16 protein-coding genes are annotated in these 24,950 nt (G+C 54.9%); 14 read left to right on the top strand and 2 right to left on the bottom strand.

Annotated features, from left to right (window positions below; genetic code table 11):
- Positions 1 to 95: 95 nt before the first annotated feature.
- From surE to rpoS, 4 genes are all read left to right on the top strand, one after another.
- A complete protein-coding gene (gene surE, locus FVB43_RS01345; RefSeq protein ID WP_167863266.1) occupies positions 96 to 857 on the top strand; it encodes a 5'/3'-nucleotidase SurE in 762 nt (253 codons plus the stop codon).
- Positions 851 to 1,477, top strand: a complete 627-nt coding sequence (locus FVB43_RS01340) for a protein-L-isoaspartate(D-aspartate) O-methyltransferase (RefSeq protein ID WP_133846015.1) — start codon at positions 851 to 853, stop codon at positions 1,475 to 1,477. Before surE ends, FVB43_RS01340 begins: the two co-directional genes overlap by 7 nt.
- A gap of 167 nt (positions 1,478 to 1,644) precedes the next feature.
- Entirely contained in the window at positions 1,645 to 2,763 is a 1,119-nt protein-coding gene (gene nlpD / locus FVB43_RS01335) for a murein hydrolase activator NlpD (protein WP_133846014.1), read from the top strand.
- 50 nt (positions 2,764 to 2,813) lie between these two features.
- Positions 2,814 to 3,806 (top strand): RNA polymerase sigma factor RpoS, encoded by a 993-nt coding sequence (gene rpoS / locus FVB43_RS01330; RefSeq protein ID WP_133846013.1) that lies wholly within the window; start codon positions 2,814 to 2,816, stop codon positions 3,804 to 3,806.
- Between the two features lie 92 nt (positions 3,807 to 3,898).
- Here rpoS and narL read toward each other — a convergent pair whose 3' ends face one another.
- Complete coding sequence (narL, locus tag FVB43_RS01325; RefSeq protein ID WP_167863265.1) at positions 3,899 to 4,570, bottom strand: two-component system response regulator NarL; 672 nt, start codon at positions 4,568 to 4,570, stop codon at positions 3,899 to 3,901.
- Positions 4,571 to 4,899: 329 nt separating this feature from the next.
- Between narL and FVB43_RS01320 the strand changes: the two genes are divergently transcribed.
- The 5 genes from FVB43_RS01320 to narI are packed head-to-tail and all read left to right on the top strand — an operon-like array spanning position 4,900 to position 13,034.
- Complete coding sequence (locus tag FVB43_RS01320) at positions 4,900 to 6,288, top strand: NarK family nitrate/nitrite MFS transporter (protein WP_133846011.1); 1,389 nt, start codon at positions 4,900 to 4,902, stop codon at positions 6,286 to 6,288.
- Positions 6,289 to 6,325: 37 nt separating this feature from the next.
- Positions 6,326 to 10,087, top strand: a complete 3,762-nt coding sequence (locus tag FVB43_RS01315; RefSeq protein WP_167863264.1) for a nitrate reductase subunit alpha — start codon at positions 6,326 to 6,328, stop codon at positions 10,085 to 10,087.
- A complete protein-coding gene (gene narH, locus FVB43_RS01310; protein ID WP_167863263.1) occupies positions 10,084 to 11,631 on the top strand; it encodes a nitrate reductase subunit beta in 1,548 nt (515 codons plus the stop codon). The genes FVB43_RS01315 and narH overlap by 4 nt, the downstream gene beginning before the upstream one ends.
- Positions 11,628 to 12,353, top strand: a complete 726-nt coding sequence (gene narJ, locus FVB43_RS01305) for a nitrate reductase molybdenum cofactor assembly chaperone (protein WP_167863262.1) — start codon at positions 11,628 to 11,630, stop codon at positions 12,351 to 12,353. The genes narH and narJ overlap by 4 nt, the downstream gene beginning before the upstream one ends.
- Positions 12,354 to 12,356: 3 nt before the next feature.
- Positions 12,357 to 13,034, top strand: a complete 678-nt coding sequence (gene narI / locus FVB43_RS01300; protein WP_167863261.1) for a respiratory nitrate reductase subunit gamma — start codon at positions 12,357 to 12,359, stop codon at positions 13,032 to 13,034.
- 244 nt (positions 13,035 to 13,278) lie between these two features.
- Here the strand turns inward: narI and mutS are convergent, their stop codons facing one another.
- Positions 13,279 to 15,834, bottom strand: coding sequence for a DNA mismatch repair protein MutS (mutS, locus tag FVB43_RS01295; RefSeq protein ID WP_167863260.1), 2,556 nt, complete (start codon positions 15,832 to 15,834; stop codon positions 13,279 to 13,281).
- 297 nt (positions 15,835 to 16,131) lie between these two features.
- Here mutS and FVB43_RS01290 point away from each other — a divergent pair, with 297 nt between their 5' ends.
- The 5 genes from FVB43_RS01290 (at position 16,132) to FVB43_RS01270 (ending at position 24,876) form a co-directional block, all read left to right on the top strand.
- Entirely contained in the window at positions 16,132 to 18,810 is a 2,679-nt protein-coding gene (locus tag FVB43_RS01290) for a DUF2339 domain-containing protein (protein WP_167863259.1), read from the top strand.
- The gene (locus FVB43_RS01285) at positions 18,800 to 20,185 is read left to right on the top strand and encodes a DUF3999 family protein (RefSeq protein ID WP_166653756.1); all 1,386 of its coding nucleotides are present in this window, start codon (positions 18,800 to 18,802) and stop codon (positions 20,183 to 20,185) included. The genes FVB43_RS01290 and FVB43_RS01285 overlap by 11 nt, the downstream gene beginning before the upstream one ends.
- Before the next feature lie 257 nt (positions 20,186 to 20,442).
- Positions 20,443 to 20,877, top strand: a complete 435-nt coding sequence (locus FVB43_RS01280; protein ID WP_159337959.1) for an RcnB family protein — start codon at positions 20,443 to 20,445, stop codon at positions 20,875 to 20,877.
- A 420-nt stretch (positions 20,878 to 21,297) separates the two neighbouring features.
- Positions 21,298 to 22,194: a TonB family protein gene (locus FVB43_RS01275; protein ID WP_167863258.1), complete on the top strand. Its 897-nt coding sequence runs from the start codon at positions 21,298 to 21,300 to the stop codon at positions 22,192 to 22,194.
- Positions 22,195 to 22,290: 96 nt separating this feature from the next.
- The gene (locus tag FVB43_RS01270; protein ID WP_167863257.1) at positions 22,291 to 24,876 is read left to right on the top strand and encodes a TonB-dependent receptor plug domain-containing protein; all 2,586 of its coding nucleotides are present in this window, start codon (positions 22,291 to 22,293) and stop codon (positions 24,874 to 24,876) included.
- Positions 24,877 to 24,950: the final 74 nt, after the last annotated feature.

Genomic DNA, 24,950 nt, shown 5'->3' with positions numbered 1-24,950 from the left:
CCAGCTAAAATGTTTTCAGCCGCATCCGACGCCCCGGGAACACGAGTCAGTTTTCGGGGGAGGGTGAACAAAATTTATCAACAGGTTAGGTCTCAATGCGCATTTTACTGAGTAACGATGACGGTATCCATGCGCCAGGCATACAGACGCTGGCAAAAGCGCTGCGTGAGTTTGCTGAGGTGCAGGTTGTCGCGCCCGATCGTAATCGTAGTGGAGCGTCGAACTCGCTGACGCTGGAAACCCCTCTGCGTACCTTTAACTATCCTAACGGGGATATTGCGGTGCAGATGGGCACGCCGACTGACTGCGTCTACCTCGGGGTGAATACCCTGATGCGTCCTAAGCCGGATATCGTGGTGTCAGGAATCAATGCGGGCCCCAATCTGGGCGATGATGTGATTTATTCAGGCACGGTAGCCGCTGCGATGGAAGGACGTCATCTGGGCCTGCCTGCGCTGGCGGTCTCCCTTGACGGGCATGTGCATTACGACACCGCCGCTGCCGTCACCTGTTCAATCCTGAAAGCGTTACTGCGCGAGCCACTGCGCACCGGGCGTATTTTGAATATTAATGTGCCAGATTTGCCGCTCGATCAAATCAAAGGGATTCGCGTCACCCGTTGTGGCAGCCGCCATCCCAGCGATCAGGCCATCCCACAGCAGGACCCGCGCGGTAATACGATGTACTGGATTGGGCCGCCGGGTGAAAAGCTTGATGCCGGCCCGGGCACGGATTTTGCCGCTGTTGATGAGGGTTATGTCTCGGTGACCGCACTGCATGTTGACCTGACTGCTCATGCCGCGCAGGAGGTCGTCTCTTCCTGGTTAGCCAATGTTGAGGTCAATCGCGAATGGTGAGTGGGCGGATAGATACACTGTTGGCACAATTGCGGCAACAGGGTATTGATGATGAACGGCTGCTGAAAGCCATTGAAGATGTGCCGCGTGAACGCTTTGTTGATGAGGCTTTTGAACATAAAGCCTGGGAAAATACAGCGTTGCCGATAGGGTCAGGGCAGACGATTTCCCAGCCTTACATGGTCGCAAAAATGACGTCCCTGCTGGCCCTGACGCCGGAGTCACGCGTGCTGGAAATCGGCACGGGCTCCGGTTATCAGACCGCCATTCTGGCCAATCTGGTGGAACATGTTTTCTCCGTCGAGCGGATTAAAGGTTTGCAGTGGCAGGCCAAGCGCCGCCTGAAGCAGCTGGATCTGCATAATGTCTCTACCCGTCATGGTGATGGCTGGCTTGGCTGGCCGTCGCGTGGGCCGTTTGATGCAATTATTGTCACGGCAGCACCGCCCGAAATTCCTGAAGCATTGATGTCGCAGCTTGATGAGGGCGGTATCATGGTGTTGCCTGTGGGGGAAGAGCAGCAGGTTTTGCAGCGCATTCGCCGTAAAGGTGACGAATTTATCATCGATACCGTGGAGGCCGTCCGTTTTGTCCCACTGGTAAAAGGTGATCTTGCCTGATATCCGCAACAACCAGGATATTTCTATACAACTGTTTCATGGCACGCAGTCATTGATATTGCTAGTATCTGACTAAATTTGCGCATGCGGGCTTAATGCCGTCGGTCGTGCAGCTGTTATGTTGTTTATATTTTTTTCGTCAAAGCATTGCCGTAATGGGGGATTGAATGAGCACGGGAAGCCCAGTATTTAAGTTACGCCGTCTTGCGGCCGTTTCATTGGTAGGATTTTGGCTGGCAGGTTGTACCAGCAGCGATAACGCGCAGGCCCCCATCAGCTCTGTTGGCGGAAATGACTCCGGCATGATGAGCAGCAATTCTGGCAACCCGGGCATGAACAGCAGCTCCGGTGGCAGCAACGGCGGGTTTATCCGCCCGGCTCGCCCTCCGGCGTCGGGTGGGGGAATGATTTCCTCCTCTTCTGCCAGCGCGAGCCAGAATCAGAATGTGGTTACCGAAAACGGTCGAATTGTGTACAACCGTAGTTATGGGAATATTCCTAAAGGTAGTTATGGCGGCGATACCTACACCGTAAAACGGGGTGATACGCTGTTCTATATTGCCTGGATTACCGGTAACGATTTCCGTGATCTTGCCCAGCGCAATAACGTTGCCGCGCCTTATGGGCTCAACGTTGGCCAGCAATTACAGGTAGCTAACGGCTCTGGTACCCCAATCACTGGGGGCAACGCAGTCACGGCAGCAGATGCGAATGCGGGTGGCGTGACCACGGCCTCTTCCGGTTCACAAATGAACACCGGAACGGTTGCACACCAACCGGTAATTACGTATTCTGAGGATTCAGGTACACCAAGTGAAGGCAAAATGTTGCCTTCGTCCGGGAAAACTGCTGCAACGACAACAGTTCCGGTTACCGCCCCGACCGTCAGTAGTACAACAGACAGCGCTACCCCTGTGGGAAGCTGGCGTTGGCCGACAGACGGTAAGATCATCGATAACTTCTCTGCTTCCGAAGGGGGCAATAAAGGCATCGATATCGCGGGTTCGCGCGGTCAGTCCGTCATCTCCACCGCCTCTGGCCGCGTGGTTTATGCCGGTAACGCTCTGCGTGGCTACGGTAATTTGATTATCATCAAACATAATGATGACTACCTGAGTGCGTATGCCCACAACGATTCCATGCTGGTCCGTGAACAACAAGAAGTGAAAGCGGGTCAGAAGATCGCCACAATGGGTAGTACCGGCACGAGTTCGGTTAGATTGCACTTTGAAATTCGTTACAAGGGGAAATCCGTAAATCCGTTGCGCTATTTACCGCAACGTTAATCCGGCAGAACCCTGGTGTTCTGCCCTGAGATCACGGGTAGGAGCCGCTTATGAGCCAGAATACGCTGAAAGTTAACGAGTTAAATGAAGACGCGGAATTCGACGAAAACGGAGCTGAGGTTTTTGACGAGAAGGCACTTGTCGGAAATGAACCTGGTGATAACGACTTAGCAGAAGAAGAGCTGTTATCACAGGGCGCAACCCAGCGCGTACTGGATGCAACGCAGCTCTACTTAGGAGAGATTGGTTATTCTCCGTTGCTTACGGCAGAGGAAGAAGTGTTCTTCGCTCGTCGTGCACTCCGTGGTGACATTCCTTCTCGTCGTCGCATGATCGAAAGTAACCTGCGTCTGGTGGTGAAGATCGCCCGTCGCTACAGCAATCGTGGTCTGGCACTGCTGGACCTGATTGAAGAAGGTAACCTCGGTCTGATCCGCGCCGTAGAGAAGTTTGACCCGGAAAGAGGCTTCCGCTTCTCAACGTATGCCACATGGTGGATTCGTCAGACGATTGAACGGGCGATAATGAATCAAACCCGTACTATCCGCCTGCCGATTCATATCGTGAAAGAATTGAATGTTTATCTGCGTACCGCGCGTGAACTTTCCCATAAGCTCGACCATGAGCCAAGTGCGGAAGAGATTGCCGAGAAGTTAGATAAACCTGTTGATGATGTCAGCCGGATGCTGCGTCTCAACGAACGCATTACCTCAGTTGATACGCCTCTGGGCGGTGATTCTGAAAAAGCGCTGCTGGACATCCTGGCCGATGAGAAAGAGAACGGCCCGGAAGACACCACGCAGGACGATGATATGAAACAAAGCATCGTTAAATGGTTGTTCGAACTGAACGCCAAGCAGCGTGAAGTGCTGGCACGTCGTTTCGGCCTGTTGGGCTATGAAGCGGCAACACTGGAAGATGTGGGTCGTGAAATTGGCTTGACCCGCGAGCGTGTACGCCAGATTCAGGTTGAAGGTTTACGCCGCCTGCGTGAGATCCTGCAGGCTCAGGGGCTGAACATTGAAGCCCTGTTTCGTGAATAATTAAGCGGGACAGGTTGCGCAACCACCTGATGAATAAAGTAATGCGAGAAACGGTGACTTCGGTCACCGTTTTTTTTTGCCTGCAGGTTATCTCACACCTCTCCGCATTGAAGTGCCCAGACGGCGGCCTCGACGCGGGATTTCATATTCAGTTTTTTCAACAGATGTTTGACATGCACCTTCACAGTACTTTCACTGATCCCCAGTCTGCGGGCAATCAGCTTATTACTCATGCCCTGGGCGATTAACCGGAGAACATCGCGCTCGCGTGTGGTGAAGTCAGGTTTTTCGGCCAGTGGTGGGGCGCATTGCTGGCGAAGACTGGCGGCCAGCAAAGAGGGCAGGGTATGACTCAATACCAGCTCCCCGGCAGCAGCCCGATGCAGGCACTCCAACAGGCTTTCAGGCTCCATATCTTTCAACAGGTAGCCATCAGCCCCACGTTTCAATGCATTGATCACATCATCTTCATAATCTGACACGCTGAAAACCACAATATGACCGCAGGCATCAATAGCCCGCAGCTGTTCCAGTGTGTCCAGACCATTCATGCCGGGCATATTCAGATCGAGCAGGATCAAATCCGCTTCAAGCTGTTCTGCCAGCGCCACACCATCCGCCCCGTTACTGGCTTCCCCTACTACGCACAGACGTGAATCGAGACCGATAAGTTGCTTAAGCCCGTTACGGATCATCGGATGATCGTCGATCAATAATACACTGGCGGGTTTGTTGGAGAGCAATTGCGTAAGCTGGGTTGTCATCCTGTCTTCCTGCTGGTGGCCGATTCGCGGAATGCTATCTCTTCAGATGAAGTGGCAGCGGAGGATTGTCACCGATTGGCCCTTCTATTCCCATACCTATTTTGTGGTAATACTAAATATCTGTATTTTGGTGGTTCAGCAAATAAAACAACATAATGATATTAACTAACTGATTATATTCATCTTAATATCCTACCCCCTCCACATTAAACGACATACTCCCTCTGCATGGGCATGTTCTCACCTGCAACCTGATTGATACACGTCAATTTAAACAATGCCTGAGATGCCCAGGATAGGCTGATAAATACACAGTCAGTGAGAAAATTATGTCGAAAATTAACGCATCGCCAGGGACGGAAAATCGTGCGCTTATTCAGGACTGGCAGCCTGAGAACGTCGTTTTCTGGCAACAAACTGGTAAACGGATTGCCAGCCGCAATTTGTGGATTTCTGTGTTCTGCCTGTTACTCGCCTTCTGCGTCTGGATGCTGTTTAGCACCGTTGCAGTCAATCTCAATAAAGTCGGTTTCAACTTCACTACCGATCAACTGTTCCTGCTGACCGCGCTGCCGTCGGTTTCCGGTGCGCTACTGCGAGTCCCCTATTCGTTTGTGGTCCCGGTATTTGGTGGCCGTCGCTGGACGGCGTTCAGCACTGCTCTAATGCTGGTGCCCTGCATCTGGCTGGGTTTTGCCGTGCAAAACCCAGCCACGCCCTTTGCCGTATTTGTGGTGATCTCTCTGCTGTGCGGTTTTGCCGGGGCTAACTTCGCTTCCAGCATGGGCAACATCAGCTTCTTCTTCCCGAAGGCCCGTCAGGGTGCCGCGCTGGGCATTAATGGCGGGTTAGGTAACCTGGGTGTCAGCGTGATGCAGTTGTTTGCGCCCATCGCTATCTCGGTAGCCTTGTTTAGCTGGTTTAGCGGCCCGTCTTCTCATGCAGAAAATGGGCTGTGGTTAGAAAATGCGGCCTGGATGTGGGTGCCGTTCTTGCTCATCGCCACGTTCGCCGCCTGGTTTGGTATGAACGATCTGGCTGCGGCGAAAAGTTCTCTGCGCCAGCAACTGCCCGTGCTGAAACGCGGGCATCTGTGGATTCTGTCGCTGTTGTACCTTGCAACGTTCGGATCGTTTATCGGTTTCTCTGCCGGTTTTGCCATGCTGTCCAAAACACAATTCCCCGATGTGGTCATCATGCATTACGCCTTCTTTGGTCCCTTTATTGGGGCACTGGCACGCTCTGCGGGTGGCATCGTCTCCGATCGCCTTGGTGGCGTGCGGGTATCGCTGTTCACCTTCATTCTGATGGCGGTATTTACCGCACTGCTGTTCCTGACGCTTCCGGGTGAAGGCCAGTCAGGTTCATTTATCGCCTTTTATGGCGTGTTTATGGTGCTGTTCTTCGCGGCGGGCCTGGGGAGTGGTTCCACCTTCCAGATGATTGCCGTCATCTTCCGCAAAATCACCATTGATCGGGTTAAGGCAGCAGGCGGAAGCGATGAAGCCGCCCAGCACGAAGCCGTTACCGATACCAGTGCCGCACTCGGTTTTATCTCGGCAATTGGCGCACTGGGTGGGTTCTTTATCCCGCAAACTTTCGGAATGTCACTGTCACTCAGCGGTTCACCCGCCGGAGCGATGAAGGTGTTCCTGGTGTTTTATCTGATCTGTATCGCGATTACCTGGCTGGTTTACGGCCGTAAAAAAACGAAATAAACGCGAGCATCCTTTTAGTGTTTTTGGAGCATGTCGAATGAGCAAGTTTCTTGATCGGTTACGTTATTTTAAACAGTTGGGTGAGCCGTTCTCCGGCCAGCACGGGCAAACACTGAACACCAACCGTGACTGGGAGGATGGTTACCGCAGCCGCTGGCAGCATGACAAAATCGTCCGCTCTACTCACGGTGTGAACTGCACCGGTTCGTGCAGCTGGAAGATCTATGTCAAAAATGGTCTGGTGACCTGGGAAACCCAGCAAACGGACTACCCGCGTACCCGACCCGACCTGCCTAACCACGAGCCGCGCGGTTGTCCGCGTGGTGCCAGTTACTCCTGGTATCTGTACAGCGCCAACCGCCTGAAATACCCGCTGGTGCGCAAACGCCTGGTCAGTCTTTGGCGCGCGGCAAAAGCGCAGCACAGTGACCCGGTCCTCGCCTGGCAGTCGATTGTGGAAAATACGGAGCAGGCAAAAAGCTATAAAGAGGCTCGTGGGCGCGGCGGTTTTGTTCGTGCCGACTGGCAAGAAGTGAATGAACTGATTGCCGCCGCCAATATCTATACGGCTAAAGCGTTCGGGCCTGACCGTATTATCGGGTTCTCGCCTATTCCGGCGATGTCGATGGTGTCCTATGCGGCCGGTTCACGCTATCTCTCACTGATTGGCGGCATCTGTCTGAGCTTTTATGACTGGTACTGCGACCTGCCACCAGCATCACCCATGACGTGGGGTGAGCAGACCGATGTTCCCGAGTCGGCTGACTGGTATAACTCTGCGTATATTCTTGCCTGGGGCAGTAACGTGCCGCAGACGCGAACCCCGGATGCACACTTCTTTACCGAAGTCCGCTATAAAGGCACCAAAACCGTTGCGATCACCCCGGACTACGCCGAAATTGCCAAGCTGTGCGATCACTGGTTGAGCCCGAAGCAGGGTACTGACAGCGCGCTGGCGCTGGCGTTCGGTCATGTGATCCTGACCGAGTTCCACCAGCAGCGTGAGGTGGAGTATTTTCGCAACTATGTGCGCCAGTACAGCGATATGCCGATGCTGGTGCTGCTGGAGGAGCGCGAAGGCGGCTTTTACGCAGCCGGACGTATGCTGCGCGCCAGCGATCTGGTGGACGGGTTGGGGCAGGAGAATAACCCGCAGTGGAAAACCATCGCCATTAACCAGAAAAACGGTGAACTGGTGGCCCCGCAGGGGTCAATTGGTTTCCGCTGGGGTGAGAAAGGCAAATGGAACCTTGAGCAGCGTGAAGGTAAAAACCAGCAGGAAGTGGAGCTGCAACTGAGCCTGCTGGGCCAGTATGACGAGCTGGTCGATGTCGGCTTCCCTTACTTTGGTGCAATAGATAACCCGAATTTCAACCGCGTGCAGTTGGATGAAATTCTGCTGCACAGGCTGCCGGTAAAACGGCTGCAACTGGCCGATGGATCGAGTGCCCTTGTCACCAGCGTGTATGATCTGACGCTGGCAAACTACGGCGTAGATCGCGGGCTGGATGATGCTAACTGTGCCGCCAGCTATGACGAAGTGAAAGCATATTCCCCGGCCTGGGCAGAACAGATCACTGGCGTATCCCGCCAGAATATTGTGCGTATAGCGCGTGAATTTGCAGAAACCGCCGAAAAAACCCGTGGACGTTCGATGATTATCGTTGGTGCCGGCCTGAACCACTGGTATCACATGGACATGAACTACCGGGGTTTGATCAATATGCTGGTGTTCTGTGGCTGCGTGGGGCAGAGCGGCGGCGGTTGGGCGCACTATGTTGGTCAGGAGAAGCTCCGTCCGCAAACGGGCTGGTTGCCGCTGGCCTTCGGCCTTGACTGGCAGCGTCCACCGCGCCAGATGAACGGCACCTCATTCTTCTACAACCACTCCAGCCAGTGGCGCTATGAAACATTGCGCACTGATGAGTTGCTGTCACCGCTGGCCGATAAATCGCGCTACGGCGGCAGCCTGATTGACTTTAACGTGCGTTCCGAACGCATGGGCTGGCTGCCTTCCGCCCCGCAATTAAATACCAATCCGCTGCGCCTTGCTGCGCAGGCACAGGCTGCAGGTAAAACACCGCTGGATTTCACCGTCGACGGTTTGAAAGAGGGCAGCCTGCGCTTTGCCGCTGAACAGCCAGATAATGAGCAGAACTTCCCGCGTAACCTGTTTGTCTGGCGATCCAACCTGCTGGGGTCATCCGGTAAGGGGCATGAGTACCTGCTGAAATATCTGCTGGGGACGGAAAATGGTATTCAGGGGAGCGACCTGGGTGCGCAGGGGGCCGTCAAACCGCAGGAGGTTGAGTGGCAGGATAATCCGGGCACAGGTAAACTCGATCTGGTGGTGACCCTCGATTTCCGTATGTCCAGCACCTGCCTCTATTCCGATATTGTTCTGCCAACCGCCACCTGGTATGAAAAAGACGATATGAATACTTCGGATATGCATCCGTTTATTCATCCCCTGTCGGCGGCGGTCGATCCGGCCTGGGAATCCCGCAGTGACTGGGAGATCTACAAAGGCATTGCCAAAACTTTCTCTGAACTTTGCATCGGTCATCTGGGTAAAGAAACCGATGTGGTGCTCCAACCGATTCAGCATGACTCGGCTGCGGAACTGGCGCAGCCGTTGGGGGTACAGGACTGGCACCGGGGCGAGTGCGATCTGATCCCTGGGAAAACCGCACCCCATATTGTCACCGTCGAGCGCGACTATCCGGCGACCTGGGAACGCTTTACCTCGCTGGGCCCGCTGTTGGATACGCTGGGCAATGGCGGTAAAGGCATCAGTTGGAATACCCAGACGGAAGTCGATTTCCTGAAAAAACTCAACTACGTCAAGGCAGAAGGTCCGGCAGCCGGCCGTCCGAACATCAACAGCGCGATTGATGCTGCCGAGGTCATCCTGTCGCTGGCACCGGAAACCAATGGTCAGGTTGCGGTAAAAGCCTGGCAGGCACTGGGCGAGTTTACCGGACGCGATCACACCCATCTGGCGCTGAATAAAGAAGATGAAAAGATCCGCTTCCGCGATATTCAGGCGCAGCCGCGCAAAATTATCTCCAGCCCGACCTGGTCAGGCCTGGAAGATGAACACGTCTCTTATAACGCTGGCTATACCAACGTCCATGAACTGATCCCGTGGCGTACCCTAAGTGGCCGCCAGCAGCTGTATCAGGATCATCAGTGGATGCGTGACTTTGGTGAAAGCCTGCTGGTCTATCGTCCGCCGATTGATACCCGCACGGTGCAGCCGCTGCTGAACAAAAAGCCGAACGGTAACCCGGAAAGAGCGCTGAACTTCCTGACGCCGCACCAGAAATGGGGCATTCACTCCACGTACAGCGACAACCTGTTGATGCTGACGCTGTCTCGCGGCGGGCCGATTGTCTGGATGAGTGAGGAGGATGCGCAGGCGCTGGGGATCGTCGATAACGACTGGATCGAGGCGTTTAACGCCAACGGTGCACTGACCGCCCGTGCGGTTGTCAGCCAGCGCGTCCCGGCGGGCATGACCATGATGTATCACGCTCAGGAACGCATCGTGAATATTCCCGGGTCGGAGATCACCAGCCAGCGCGGTGGTATCCATAACTCCGTCACGCGCGTGTGCCCTAAACCGACTCATATGATTGGTGGCTATGCGCAACTGGCTTACAGCTTTAACTATTACGGCACCGTCGGTTCCAACCGGGACGAGTTCGTGATTGTGAGAAAAATGAATCAGATTAACTGGTTAGATGGTGAAGGCAACGATGATTGCCAGGGTAGTCAGCAGGAGGCAGGCCAATGAAAATTCGTTCTCAGGTCGGGATGGTGCTCAATCTCGACAAATGTATTGGCTGTCACACCTGTTCGGTGACCTGTAAAAACGTCTGGACCAGCCGTGAAGGTATGGAATATGCCTGGTTCAATAACGTTGAAAGCAAACCGGGTGTGGGCTTCCCTCATGCCTGGGAGGATCAGGAAAAATGGAAGGGGGGGTGGATCCGTAAAATCAACGGCAGGCTGGTGCCACGTATGGGAAACCGTGTGGGCGTGCTGGCGAAAATCTTTGCCAACCCTGATGTCCCAGGGCTGGATGATTATTACGAGCCGTTCGACTTTGATTATCAGCATCTGCACAACGCCCCTGCCGGGAAACATCAGCCGATTGCCCGCCCGCGATCGCTGATCACCGGCAAACGCATGAAGAAGATCGAAAATGGCCCGAACTGGGAGGAGATCCTCGGCGGCGAATTTTCAAAACGCTCAGAGGATAAAAACTTCGACAACATGCAGAAGGAGATGTACGGACAGTTCGAAAACACCTTCATGATGTATCTGCCACGATTGTGTGAGCACTGTCTGAATCCAGCCTGTGTGGCAACCTGTCCGAGTGGAGCGATCTATAAGCGTGAGGAAGATGGCATCGTACTGATCGACCAGGATAAGTGTCGCGGCTGGCGTATGTGCATTACCGGCTGCCCTTACAAAAAGATCTACTTCAACTGGAAAAGTGGCAAGTCGGAAAAATGCATTTTCTGCTATCCGCGTATCGAATCCGGCCAGCCGACAGTGTGCTCGGAAACCTGCGTCGGCCGTATTCGCTATCTCGGTGTGCTGCTGTATGACGCCGATCGTATTGAGCAGGCTGCTGCGGTAGAGAACGAAAAAGATCTCTATCAAAGTCAGCTGGATGTGTTTCTCGATCCCCACGATCCGGCCGTGATTGCCCAGGCGCTAAAAGACGGTGTGCCGCAGAGCGTGATCGATGCGGCGCAACAGTCCCCGGTCTACAAAATGGCGATGGACTGGAAGCTGGCGCTGCCGCTGCATCCTGAATATCGCACGTTACCGATGGTGTGGTACGTCCCGCCGCTGTCACCGATTCAGTCGGTATCGGATGCCGGGATGCTGGCGCACAGCGGTGTACTTCCGGACGTGGAAAGCCTGCGTATTCCGGTGCAGTACCTGGCTAATCTGCTGACGGCCGGAGACACTGCACCGGTACTGCAGGCACTCAATCGCCTGATGGCGATGCGTCACTACAAGCGCGCAGAAACCGTTGACGGCGTTCATGATGTCCGTGCGCTGGAACAGGTGGGGCTGACGGAAGCGCAGGCGCAGGAAATGTATCGTTATCTGGCGATTGCTAACTACGAAGATCGCTTTGTTATCCCGAGCAGTCATCGCGAAATGGCGCGTGATGCGTTCCCGGAAAGCAAAGGATGCGGTTTTAGTTTTGGTGATGGCTGCCACGGCAGTGACGTTAAATTTAACCTGTTTAACAGCCGTCGTATTGATGCGATCGATGTATCGAAGAAAACCCCTTATGACGCGGAGAACAACTCATGATTGCTCTGCGTATTATTGCCCGTTTGCTTGATTATCCGCAGCAGGACTTTGTCGACCATCAGGATGAGGTGCTTGCCGCCCTGGCACAGGCGGAAGAACTGGATGCTGAGCAGCAGACGTTGTTGGTCAGTCTGATCCAGAAATCAGCCTCCCGGCCCCTGCTGGACAGGCAGGCAGAGTACTGCGAGCTGTTTGATCGTGGCCGGGCGACATCGCTGCTGCTGTTTGAACATGTGCACGGCGAATCGCGCGATCGCGGCCAGGCAATGGTGGATCTGTTGGCGCAATACCGTGCTGATGGACTGGAGCTGAATGCGAAAGAGTTACCGGACTTTTTACCGCTGTACCTGGAATATCTGGCGCAAGGAGATCGGGCTCGCATCCGGCGAGGCCTTCAGGATGTCGCGCCGATTCTGGCGCTGCTGGCGGCAAGACTGGGGGAGCGACAGAGTGATTTTGCGCCGCTGTTTTCCCTACTGCTGGCGCTGTCTGGCAGCAGTGCGAACCCTGCATTGCTCCAGGAGCAGGTGGCTCAGGAAGCGCGCGATGATACGCCCGCTGCGCTGGATGCCGTATGGGAAGAGGAGCAGGTGGCGTTTATCGCTCAGATGAATCCGGGCGGTAGTGGCTGCGAACCTGCGCAGCAACCGCGTTCTTCTGCGGCAGTGATGCCACAGTATCTCGATATTTCAGCGTCAAGCCAGGCGGCGAGAGGAGAGTAAATCATGGCATTTTTAAATCAGTTCTTCTTTGATATTTATCCTTATCTCGCCGGGACCGTATTTCTGGTGGGTAGCTGGCTGCGTTACGACTACGGGCAATACAGCTGGCGCGCAGGCTCCAGCCAGATGTTAAGTAAGAAAGGAATGAGGCTGGCATCGAACCTGTTTCATGTGGGTATTATCGGGATCCTGCTGGGGCATTTCGTGGGCCTGCTGACCCCACACTGGGTCTACGAGCCTTTTCTGTCCGCGGCGCATAAACAGTTGCTGGCGATGATTGCGGGTGGGATTTTTGGTGCGATGACGCTGATTGGCGGGGGATTGTTGCTTAAACGCCGTCTGACCGATGCGCGGGTCCGTGCCACCAGTAGTGCTGCTGATATTATGATCATGATGCTGCTGGTGCTGCAGGCGTTTCTGGGGCTGACCACCATTCACTTCTCGGCTCAGCATATGGACGGCAGCGAGATGCTGAAGCTGACAAGCTGGGCGCAGAGTATCGTGACGTTCCAGGGCGGGGCATCACACCATCTTGATGGTGTGGCGGTAATTTTCCGTCTGCATATGGTACTGGGAATGACGCTGTTCTTACTGTTCCCGTTCTGCCGTCTGGTGCATATCTGGAGTGCGCCAGTTGAATACCTTACGCGCCGCTACCAACTGGTGCGTAACCGTCGCTGATGATCTCAGTGCAATTCACCATCCGAGGGCCAGGCATGCCTGGCCCCTACGATATACCTTTGATATTGGCGTAGGGGCGGGCCATGACCCGCTACAACGATATACCTTTGATATTGGCGTAGGGGCGGGCCATGTCCGCTCCTACGATATACCTTTGATATTGGCGTAGGGGCGGGCCATGACCGCTACAACGATATACCTTTGATATTGGCGTAGGGGCGGGTCATGACCCGCCCTGGCTGTGTTACACCAGAGACTTCAACCGATAGATCCACTCCAGCGCCTGGCGCGGTGAGAGTGAATCCGGGTCCAGCGCTTCAAGGGCTTCTAATGCCGGTGAAGTCTCCTCCACCAGCAACGGAAGCTGCGATCCGTCGGCTTTCGTCGCTGCCGCGCTGCCTGATAACGCTTCCAGCTCTTTCAGCTTCTGGCGCGCACGTTTAATCACCTCTTTTGGCACACCGGCCAGTGCAGCGACGGCGAGCCCGTAGCTTTTACTGGCTGCTCCCTCCTGCACGCTGTGCATAAAGGCGATGGTATCGCCATGTTCCACGGCATCCAGATGCACGTTCGCCACGCCTTCAATCTGTTCCGGCAGTGTGGTCAGTTCGAAATAGTGAGTGGCAAACAAAGTCATCGCCTTGATGCGGCTGGCCAGACTTTCGGCACAGGCCCAGGCCAGTGACAGACCATCATAGGTTGAGGTTCCGCGCCCAATCTCATCCATCAATACCAGGCTGAATTCGGTGGCGTTATGCAGGATATTGGCGGTTTCCGTCATCTCGACCATAAAGGTTGAACGGCCTGAAGCCAGATCGTCGGCTGCACCGACGCGGGTAAATATACGGTCCACCGGGCCAATCACGGCCTGGGTTGCAGGCACAAAGCTGCCGATGTATGCCATCAGGGTGATCAGCGCCGCCTGACGCATATAGGTACTTTTACCGCCCATGTTAGGCCCGGTTACCACCAGCATGCGACGCTGAGGAGAGAGCGACAGTGGGTTGGCGATAAACGGCTCTTTCAGTACCTGTTCCACCACCGGATGGCGGCCGCCGGTCAGTTTAATTCCCGGCTTATCGGTCAGTGTCGGGCAGCTGTAGTTGAGCGTCCAGGCGCGTTCCGCCAGGTTACTTAACACATCCAGTTCGGCCAGCGCAGCCGCACTGTCCTGCAGGGCTTCCAGATGCGGCAGCAGCATATCGAGCAGCTGGTCGTATAACGCTTTCTCCAGCGACAGCGCCTTCCCTTTGGAGGTCAGCACCTTATCTTCATATTCTTTCAGCTCAGGAATAATGTAGCGTTCGGCATTTTTCAGCGTCTGACGGCGTACATAGTGGATAGGTACCAGATGACTCTGTCCGCGACTGACCTGGATGTAATAGCCGTGAACGCCATTAAAGCCGACCTTCAGCGTATCCAGCCCCAGTTTTTCGCGTTCGCGGATCTCCAGACGATCCAGATAGTCGGTCGCACCGTCGGCCAGCGCACGCCATTCGTCCAGTTCGTCATTGTAGCCGGGGGCAATCACACCGCCATCGCGCACCAGCACAGGCGGTGCCTCAATAATGGCGCGTTCCAGCAGCTCGCGCAGTTCGGTAAATTCACCCATTTGACCGCGCAGGGTTTGCAGGTGCGCAATCTCGGTATTTTCCAACTCGCGGTTCAGTAAAGGTAATTGCTGGAAAGCGTGGCGCATACGCGCCAGGTCGCGTGGACGTGCCGTGCGCAGTGCCAGACGCGCCAGAATTCGCTCGAGATCGCCGACCTGACGCAGCAATGGCGTCAGGCCCTCATGGCGATCCTGCAACGCACTGATGCTCTGCTGGCGTTGGCTAATGATCTGGGTATCGCGCACCGGCATATGCAGCCAGCGTTTCAGCATACGGCTGCCCATCGGCGTCACGGTTTTATCCAACACCGAGGCGAGGGTGTTCTCAATGCCCCCCGAGAGGTTCTGAGTGATCTCCAGATTACGGCGGGTGGCGGCATCCATAATAATGCCATCCTGCTGGCGCTCCATCGTCAACGCGCGGATATGCGGCAGCGAGGTGCGCTGAGTATCTTTGACGTACTGCAACAGGCAGCCCGCGGCGCGCAGGGCATGATACGCCTGTTCGACGCCAAAGCCGCTGAGATCGCGGGTGGCGAACTGCAGATTCAGCTGCTGGCGCGCGGTGTCCAGCTCATATTCCCACAGCGGACGACGGCGCAGGCCACGACGGTTTTCAATCAACGCCATCGCGGCGAAGTCTTCCGGGTACAGCAGCTCTGCCGGGTTGGTACGTTGCAGTTCGGCTGCCATGGTTTCAAGATCGGTTGGTTCAGCCAGGCGGAAACGGCCGGAGCTGATATCGAGTGTGGCATAACCAAAGCCGCGCTGGCTTTGCCAGATCGCCGCGAGCAGGTTGTCCTGACGTTCATTCAGCAGGGCTTCGTCGCTGATGGTGCCAGGGGTGACAATGCGCACCACTTTACGCTCAACCGGACCTTTGCTTAATGCCGGATCACCGATCTGTTCGCAAATCGCCACCGATTCGCCCAGCTGTACCAGCTTCGCCAGGTAGTTTTCCAGTGAATGATAAGGCACGCCCGCCATCGGGATCGGTTCACCGGCCGAGGCACCGCGTTTGGTCAGGGAGATTTCCAGCAGCTGAGAGGCGCGTTTTGCATCGTCATAGAACAGTTCGTAGAAGTCGCCCATACGATAGAACAGCAGAATCTCCGGATGGTCAGCCTTGAGGCGAAGATACTGCTGCATCATCGGCGTGTGCGAGGATAAATTTTCGGTGTTGTTCATCAGGTGGAATGCTCCAATCCATTGAAAATCCTTGCCATATCAAACAGTAACTATGATGAAGCATCCTGGCAAGGAGATGGCTGATAGGGGTGAAAACCGGGTCTTACGCGCACATGACGGCATGACAGGCATCAGGATATGTAATGTGACTATATTATCCCAGCGGGTCACGCGCTGTCACAGGTAAAAATTGAAAGCATCCCGCAAACTGCGCAGGAAAAGGCGCATTGATTTATTGCATGACTTCTTCTTTTTCATGTCAGAATGTAACTATTATTTCACACATGGGATGGTGTCATGGATGAGCTTCTGCTCTTTGCCGGGCTGGTTGCTGTATTCACCGTAGTCGTACTGCCAATAATGGTGATGATTTCACTGTCGCGCAGCAAACGTAATGAGCGTGAGCTGGTGCAACTCAAACAGACGGTCACCCAGTTACAGCAGAAGCTGGCGAAATGGCAGCGGGGTGAAACCTCCGTCGATGATGCACCGAAACGGGTGGTGCCGACGGAGGCATCGGCCAGGGCGGGCGAGGAACGCCTCCGGCAAGAAGCCCCTACTGTCGCCGTGCAGAACACGAAAACCCCCTCTGTCACTCCGGTTCGCGTTCAGCCTCAACCGCATGATAAGCAGCCTGATAGGGTCTCGGGCCTGCTTTCCGGCCTGCTGGCCTGGTTTATGAAAGGCAACCCGCTGGCGAAACTGGGCGTGCTGTTGATGTTCTTCGGTTTGGCCTATCTGCTCAAATATTCGGTTGAGCGCGATATGCTGCCCATCGAGTTGCGCCTGGCGGGTGCCGCGCTGGCCAGCCTGGCGATGCTGGGGCTGGGTTGGCGGCTCAGGACAAAACAGTCACTCTACGCGTTGATCCTGCAGGGCGGGGCGGTGGGAGCACTTTATATTACGGTGTTTGGTGCCTTCCGGTTGTATGCCTTGCTACCCCATTTGCTGGCCTTTGCCCTGATGCTGGTGATCTGTGCCGCCAGCGTGGGCCTGGCCGTACTGCAACGCGCCCTCAGTCTGGCAATGCTGGCCAGTATCGGCGGTTATCTTTCTCCCCTGCTGCTGTCTACCGGCGGCGGCAGTCATATCGCGCTGTTCTCCTATTACCTGCTACTGTCGCTGGGGATTCTGGCGATCACCGTCTGGCAGCCCTGGCGGCCGCTTAATCTGCTGGGCTTTGCCTTCTCCTTTGGCGTGGCGGGATTGTGGGGCCTGAAGGATTATCAGCCAGAATTTTACCTGAGCTGCCAGCTGTTCCTGATCGCCAATATGGTGATTTTCGGCGTGTTGGCTCTGGGGTTATCGCTGCGCGGACAGGTGAAAGGCGAGAAGGTGATCGATGGCATACTGCTGTTCGGGCCGCCACTGGTCGGCTTTGGCATGCAGTACCACATAACGCAGCACTGGGCGTTTGGTCCGGCCTTCTCCGCGCTGGGCTTTGGTCTGGCTTATTTGCTTTTGGCCTGGGTCGCGTTGCGCCGCTATCCTGCGCTGGGGCGGCAGCTGGCCGTTGCCGGGCTGGCGTTAGGAGGCGTGTTCACCACCCTGGCGATCCCGCTGGCACTCTCTGCACAATGGACGTCAATGGCCTGGGCGCTGGAAGGGCTGGGTATCCTTTGGCTGGGGCAGTCGCAGCGCCAGTCACGTGTCAGCTACAGTGGTACCGGATTGCTGCTGCTGGCTCTGGGTTCCGCGCTGATGGCCTGCTTCAATGGCATCTATGCTTTCTCCTTCAGTCTGATATTTGCCGTACTGGCTCTGACCTGGCTCGGTGGGGCCTGGCTGTGGCGTAACGCTAACAACGTGGTGTCGCGCGTGCTGCTGTGCGGCGGCATTCTCTGGTGGCTGGCGGCACTGATCGGTGGGCTGGCAGCCACACCTGTCCCGGATGATGACTTCCTGTTCCCGCTACTGGGGCTTATTGCCCTGTCCGCCGTTGCCTGGCATCTGGCCAGCCGACGTTTTGCCTGGCCTGAACTGGGTTACATGCCGTGGCTATTGTGGCTGGCTATGCTGCTGGTCGTGCTTTATCAACAGGTGATCGATAACTCCCTGCTGGCGGCAGGTTGGCTCAATCTGGTCTGGCTGCCAGTGCTGAGTGTGGCTTACGCACTGTTGAAGCGGGAAGAAGGCAGACTGAAACCTCTGATGCTGGAACAGGGGTTGCATTTATCGCTGTTCTGGATGCTGCTGACGACAGGGATAGAGGTCTGGCGTATCACGGATAAGCTGCCGTGGGGCATGGATGAATGGCGTATTGCTGTACTGATGGTATTTATCGCCGGGATTATTCTGCTGATGCTGTGGGCGCTACGCCGGGGGCTCTGGCCGTTTGCGGCTCATCAACGTTTATATAGCACGTTGGGGCTGCTGCCGCTGGCACCCTGTGCGCTGTTATTGCTGCTGCTGGGTAACCTGCATGACGGCGTTATGATTGACTGGCACTATCTGCCCCTGCTCAACCCACTGGAAGAGGGCGCACTGGTACTGATATTTGCACTTTTACTGTGGGGCGGGCTGCTGCGTGACCGTTTTGCCGCTGTGCTTCCGTGGTGTGATTTCGCCTTGCGCCTGGCCGCGGTAGCCCTGATGTTCTGGTGGGGCAATGGTCTGGTGATGCGTTTGCTGGCTCACTACGGTGCTATTGCGTGGCAGGCAGAAGCACTATGGTCATCGCGTCTGGTACAGACCACCTTTGCGCTGCTGTGGATGCTGACGGCACTGATGATCATGCTGTGGTCAACGCGATGCCGTGATCGCCAGGGTTGGTTTGGCGGAGCAGGTTTACTGGGTGTAGTGATTATTAAATTAATTCTGGTCGACAGTGCGCATGGCGGTGGCCTGGCGCGTGCCGTGGGCTTTATCGGTGTGGCAATCCTGGTGCTGATTGCCGGGTATTTTTCACCCCTGCCACCGAAAACCGGACATAAAGAGGATGCTGTGACAGTCAATGAGGGAAAACATGAAGAGTAAGTTGAGTCACGGACTGTTGTTGGCCGCACTGTGCCTGTCAGCCAGCGTGAGCGCGAAGACGGGCGAAGCGCCGAAGGATTATGCTTATGGTCTGCCGCTGACCACCCAGGGCTCTGAGCCGTTCTTCAAAGTCGCATTGCCTGGCGATGTGTACCAGCAAACGGCCTGGCCCGATATGCGCGACCTGCGGGTGTTTAACAGCCAGGGTGTGACGGTGCCGTTTGCTCTCTATTCGACAGAGACCCATGAGACGCAGAGTCAGACCTGGCCGCTCCGCGTCTTCCCGCTGGATAATCCGCAGCGTGGAGCCAGCGGTCAGTCGCAGATCACAGTGAAAGCAGCCAATGGGATTGAGGTGACGCTGCCCACAGAGGGCGAAAAATCCTCAGGACGCAGTTTGTTGCTGGAAGTGCCGCAGGAGGGGGAAGACTTCTATCCGAGGCTAAGTGGGTTGAAACTGACCTGGACGCGTTTGCCGCAGAACTGGCAGGCGCGGGTCAGCGTGCTTTACAGTCAGGATCTGAAAAGCTGGGATACGTTGAACGACGATGCGCCGTTGATGGATCTCACCTCTGGCAGCGATCGGCTGTTGCTGGATACCATCGACCTGCCTTATGACCGCCGTACCCCGCGTGCGCGCTACCTGATGTTGGTGTTTAAAGACGATGCGCAGCCCGCGAATCTCGACCTCAGCGCTATCACCGGGATTGAGAAGTCGACCAACCCGTTACCACGCTCGCACTACGTGACCCTGGCGCCGACAGTAAAAACGCTGTCAGAGAGTGAAGCCGAATACAGCTGGTCATCGCCGCAGCCGTTCAGCCGGGTGAGTATTAAACCTGCCCAGAGTAATGCGGTGTTACCGCTGGAAATTGATTACCGCAGCAGCGCGCAGGACAGCTGGCATCCGCTGGGCAAACAGGTGGTTTACAGCCTGGGGGAAAGCGCCTCCGTGCCGCTGGTGCTGCAGGGGGAGCTGATTCAGGCGATCCGGGTTAAAGGCATTAACCAGCAGTGGAGCGGGATGCCACCGCTGGTCAGTGGGGAGCGCGAGGTGCGAAAGCTGGTGTTTAATGCTCAGGGCAGTCCACCGTTTATGCTGGTGTGGGGCAATAAGATTGCCGCAGCGCAGGCGATAAGTCTGGATACGCTGATCCCACCGGAAACCAATCGCTGGCTGGTTCTGCCTGATGCCGGAACCACGTCATCAATACAAACCCTTGGGGGACGGGAACGATTAACCGCCACTGCCGGGGCAGAGAAAAGCGAACTGTGGAAGAAAGGGCTGCTCTGGGCGCTGTTAGTTATTGGCGCAGGTGGCCTTGTGATGCTGGCATTGAAGGTCTGGCGCGAGGTGCAGCGCCAGCCGAAATAGTCTGCCGGGGCGTATCAGGGCAGCGGCATGACGGGGCCCGGAAACAGGTCAGGTCATGTTTCTTAACAATAATTTCTGCGGTGTCTGACCGACATCACATTATTATCGCAAGTAACTGTGTCGGAACCATCTTGCTGCGGGGATCTCTAAGTATTATCGGGCATTGATGGGACCGGCTGATGATGGATTATCGCCATATTTATATTTGTTGATTTCGCAGCTGATCGCTGCCAGATAGCCTAATTTTTGGAGAAAGTATGCGTAAGTTGAAAGTGGTACTGTGTTCTGCGCTGTTCTCGGCTGCGGCGTTATCCAGCGTCCCTGCCGCCTGGGCGGAAGGTGAGCAGAGTGCAGAAGCGGCCCCTGAAGTACAGGCACCTGCCGTTCAAACCCCGGAAAGCCAGAACTCGTTGTCGCAGGATCCACCGGCTACCGCCCCACAAACGAACCCGAACGACCCTTACGATCTGCAATACTTCTTTGCTGATTTTAAGCGTTTTGCTATTGGTGATGTGGTGCCTGAAGTCTACCGCACTAAACAATATGAAATCGTTCAGTGGAAGGTGCGCCACCTGCCAGCACCGGAAGCCGATAGCCACTGGACTTATATGGGCGGCAACTACGTGTTGATCACCAACGCGGAAGGAAAAATCCTGCAGGCGAAACAGGGTGAGATTTATTATAAGCGCTAATTGTTTCCCCTGACTCCCGCCAGCCCTGGCGGGACGATATCATCTGTTCGTCCCCTGACGTTGAGTGGTACTGAAGGTGCCACTCTTGTCTCACCCCCCGCTGACGTAAATTGACATATCTTTAAACATTACTTCTTTCTTTTATTATTCAATAACCTGTGTGATTGTTACTCTCGTTTTTAACGTGTTTTTTGTCATGCACTTCGTGTGAGATGTAAATATTAATTGATAATCATTATGATCTGTAAAATAATTATCATTAACATTACGATTAATAACTTATTGATCTTACTTGCACTCTTATGAGTCAGCGCAGAGGCAGGTCTGCTTCGGGTGTCGCCTGATTTGTTTATCAGATCCGCGCTTCACCTGACCCAGGTCATTTGTCTGACGGATGCAGGCGATCAGGAGAAAGGCGCAGTGAGTCACCCACAGTCCATTACCGCAAACGTCATGCCCCCTTTTACGGCGCGGTATGCCTGGCGTATGCCGGTGTTTGTCGTGGTGTCGCTACTGCTGCATCTGGCGCTGATTGCCGGTTTTTTGCGTAACGATAATGTGCCTGCGTTATTAATGGCTGGTGCTGAAGGCGGCGTGGTGGCAATGACGATGGTTAGCGTGGCCAGCCACAGATTGCCCGTGGCCCCGACCGCTGAACCGCTGACGGAGCCTGCGCCGCAGGAAAAAACAGAGACGGAATTGCCTTCCCGGGCGATAAAAATGCCTGCGTTAGCCCAGCCTGACGCAGTGATTAAACTGCCTGCGACTAATGAGAAAAAACGTGAGAGTGCGCCACGAAAAGTGGAAAAGCCGCAGCAGAACGCCGTTCGTGAAGTACCAACTGCGCGGCGGGTAGAGCGCCAACCACAGAGCCCGTCGCAGGCGGTTAAACCGGCCCAGGCTCCGATCGCGAAAGCGACAGATACGCCCGGCGAGAAGACGGCGCAGACGGATACGACCGCAGGGGCCGCCAGCAGTGTCAGCGCGGCAAGAACCGGCAGCAGCGACAGCGGCCGTGCGCAGGTGGGGGCGGGAAGCAGCGCAACGCAGAATGTTAAAGCCTTACATCGCCGGGTGAATTACCCACAGCGTGCTAAAGCGATGGGCGTGGAAGGGCGCGTCAGAGTGAAATTCAATATTACCGCCAGCGGTACGATTACCGATGTGCGCATATTGTCTGAAACACCGACCGGCGTGTTTTCTGCCGCGATAACCAAAGATATGTCCCGCTGGCGTTATCAGACCCAGGCGGAAGTGAACGATCAAACGGTCACCATCGTTTTCAAATTAAACGGCCAGGTTGAGCTGGAAAAATAAATAACCATTTTCATTATGTATCTTATACCCAAAATAATTCGAGCCCTTATAAGGAGGCTTGACGTATGACGGGTTTATTTATCTCTGGGGAAAGACGTGAATAAAAAACTTGGCCTGATAATGGCCGTTTCGTTATTGCCTGCCGCCACCTGGGCGCAGCAGGACGATAGCCTGACGCAACAGCAAACCAGCAGCAAAAAAGAGACACAGCAGGAACAGGACGCAACAGAGACAGAAGATACGATTCTGGTGCGCTCCACGCCAACCAGCCAGTCGATGGGCACGCAAATTCTGACGGCAGAGCAGATTAAGCAGTTTCCCACCGCCAACGGCAGTATTACCGAATTGCTGAAGCACAATCCCAATGTGCGCTTCTCTAATACCACGGACAGCAGTAATACCCCCGGCGAACTGGCCCCGGAGAATGTTTCATTCCACGGTGAGAAGTTTTATAACAACAACTTTATGATTGATGGGTTATCGAATAATAACACCATCAATCCCGGTGCGAACGGCGGTGAGTTGAGCAACACGCCCGACGGTTACAGCCCCACCGACCTGCCTGCAGGCGGTACGCAGTCGTTCTGGATTAACTCCGAACTGGTGGAGCAGCTGGAAGTGTTCGACAGCAACGTGTCGGCAAAATACGGTGACTTTACCGGCGGCGTGGTGGATGCACGTTTAAAAGACCCCAATTTAGAAAAGGCCTCCGGGAAAATTTCTTACCGCACCACGCGCGACAGCTGGACGCGATACCATATTGACGCCAGCGAGGTCGAGGACTTTGAACTGGCAACCAAGCTGACGCAGCAGCCGAAGTTTAAAAAAGAATTTTACTCCTTTAGCGCCAATCAGCCATTAAGCGATAAGGCCGGATTTATTTTTGCCTATAACCGTCAGAAGTCGACGATCCCCAATTATCATGCTTACCTGGACGAGTGGCACGATCAGGAACGCCTGGCCGAAACCTATTTACTGAAAGGGACCTATCTGGCCGATAACGGCGATATGTTACGCCTGACCGGTATGTATGCACCGCACGAGTCTAAATATTTAAAAAAAGACGTGAAAAATGGAGATTATACCAACACCGGTGGTGGCTACCGCGCCAATATGGAATGGGAACATAATGCTGACTGGGGAAAGGTAACCAGTCTGGCGGGCTACCAATTTGAAGAAAATAAGATTGAACATGAGTCTGATAATCAACTGACATGGCGCTATTCCGATAAGACTCTGAATTTTGTCTCTGATGCTATCGACTGGGTGAGTACGTCCCCTGGTACACGTTGGCAAAATGCCATCATTGGTGGTTACGGTACCTATGCTACGGAAAAACGGACCACAACGCTGAAACAGGACTATGAACTTAATCCGTTTAATCTGGCTGGCTTACAACATCAGGTTGATCTCGGTTGGCAGGTCGATATCTACAGTGCACGTTATAAGCGTTTTAACGATGTCGGTTCGAACCGTGGCACTGCGACTATCAGTACCAGTACAGTTTGTCAGTCGGGCGATCCCTATTGTATTGATGGTGAACAATATTTTAAAAGCATGACGCTCTATCCTGCCCGCGAAGTGGAAGGCAACTACACCAACTATGCGGTCTATCTGCAGGACAGTATGAACTTCGGCAACCTGGAAGTGACGCCGGGTGTGCGGGCGCAGTATGACGACTTCCTGAAAAACCTGACGCTGGCCCCGCGCTTTGCTGCCTCCTATGACGTGTTCGGTGACCGTACCACCCGCGTATTCGGTGGGGCGAACCGCTACTACGGGCAGAACCTGCTGGCCTATAAACTTCGTTCGGGGATCAGTTCCAATATTATCCGCACCCGTAACAATGCCGGTGCCGCCTGGACTGACGGTGAGGTGCGTACCGCATCCATTGATTACGATATCTCCGATTTGAAAACGCCGTACAGCGATGAGCTGTCGCTCGGCGTTTCCCAGCGCGTGGCGGATACGCTGCTGACGGTGAAATGGACCGGGCGCAGCGGGCAGGACCAGTTTGGCCGTAAAACGATTACCAATGATGAAGGCAAGCGTTACTACGTGCTGGATAACAACGCCAAAACCCAGGGCAGCACTTTCTCCCTCACCGCGGAACCGATCAGCCCGACCCACTTTGCCTGGGCCGACCTGAGCTGGTCACTCGGCGCCAGCTATGTGAACAATAAATCCAGTGCCCAGGCTTACTACGATTCAGGCAGTGGCGAGGATGATGAAAAGAAAGTGATCTTTGATGGCCGCCTGATGGAAAGAAGCGAAATGGATGCGCTGGACTTCAACACGCCGTGGAACGCCTTCGTTAACCTCAACACCTATTTCCCGGCGCTACGCCTGAACTGGAATCAGAATTTTGGCTATACCGCTGGCTATAACGGTTACACCACCGTGACAGTCAGTTGCCCGGATGCGAACAGCGCCTGCGGTAGCTACGAGGGGAGTGCCACTGAATACCAGAAAACCAAATACAAAGATTACTTCACTTACGACTGGCGCTTTAACTACACCCAGCCGCTGTACAAAGATCAGAGCGTGGATCTGACGCTGGACGTGATCAACGTGCTGGATAACGTGATTGAAACCTCACAAACCACGGCTTCAGGCAACAGCAAAACGGTGACCTACAAAACCGGGCGGCAGTTCTGGCTGGGCGTGGCGTACAACTGGTAACTCCTCACCAGGGCAGGTCATCCGGTCTGCCCTGTTTGTCAGCACACCGTGAGTGCGTGCTTGCGTACTCCGGC

Origin of the sequence: Erwinia rhapontici, assembly GCF_012271765.1 — a bacterium.
In the GTDB taxonomy this organism is placed as follows: Bacteria; Pseudomonadota; Gammaproteobacteria; order Enterobacterales; family Enterobacteriaceae; genus Erwinia; species Erwinia rhapontici.
The sequence above is the reverse complement of the archived record's forward strand: the minus strand, read 5'-3'. Positions and strand labels throughout refer to the sequence as shown.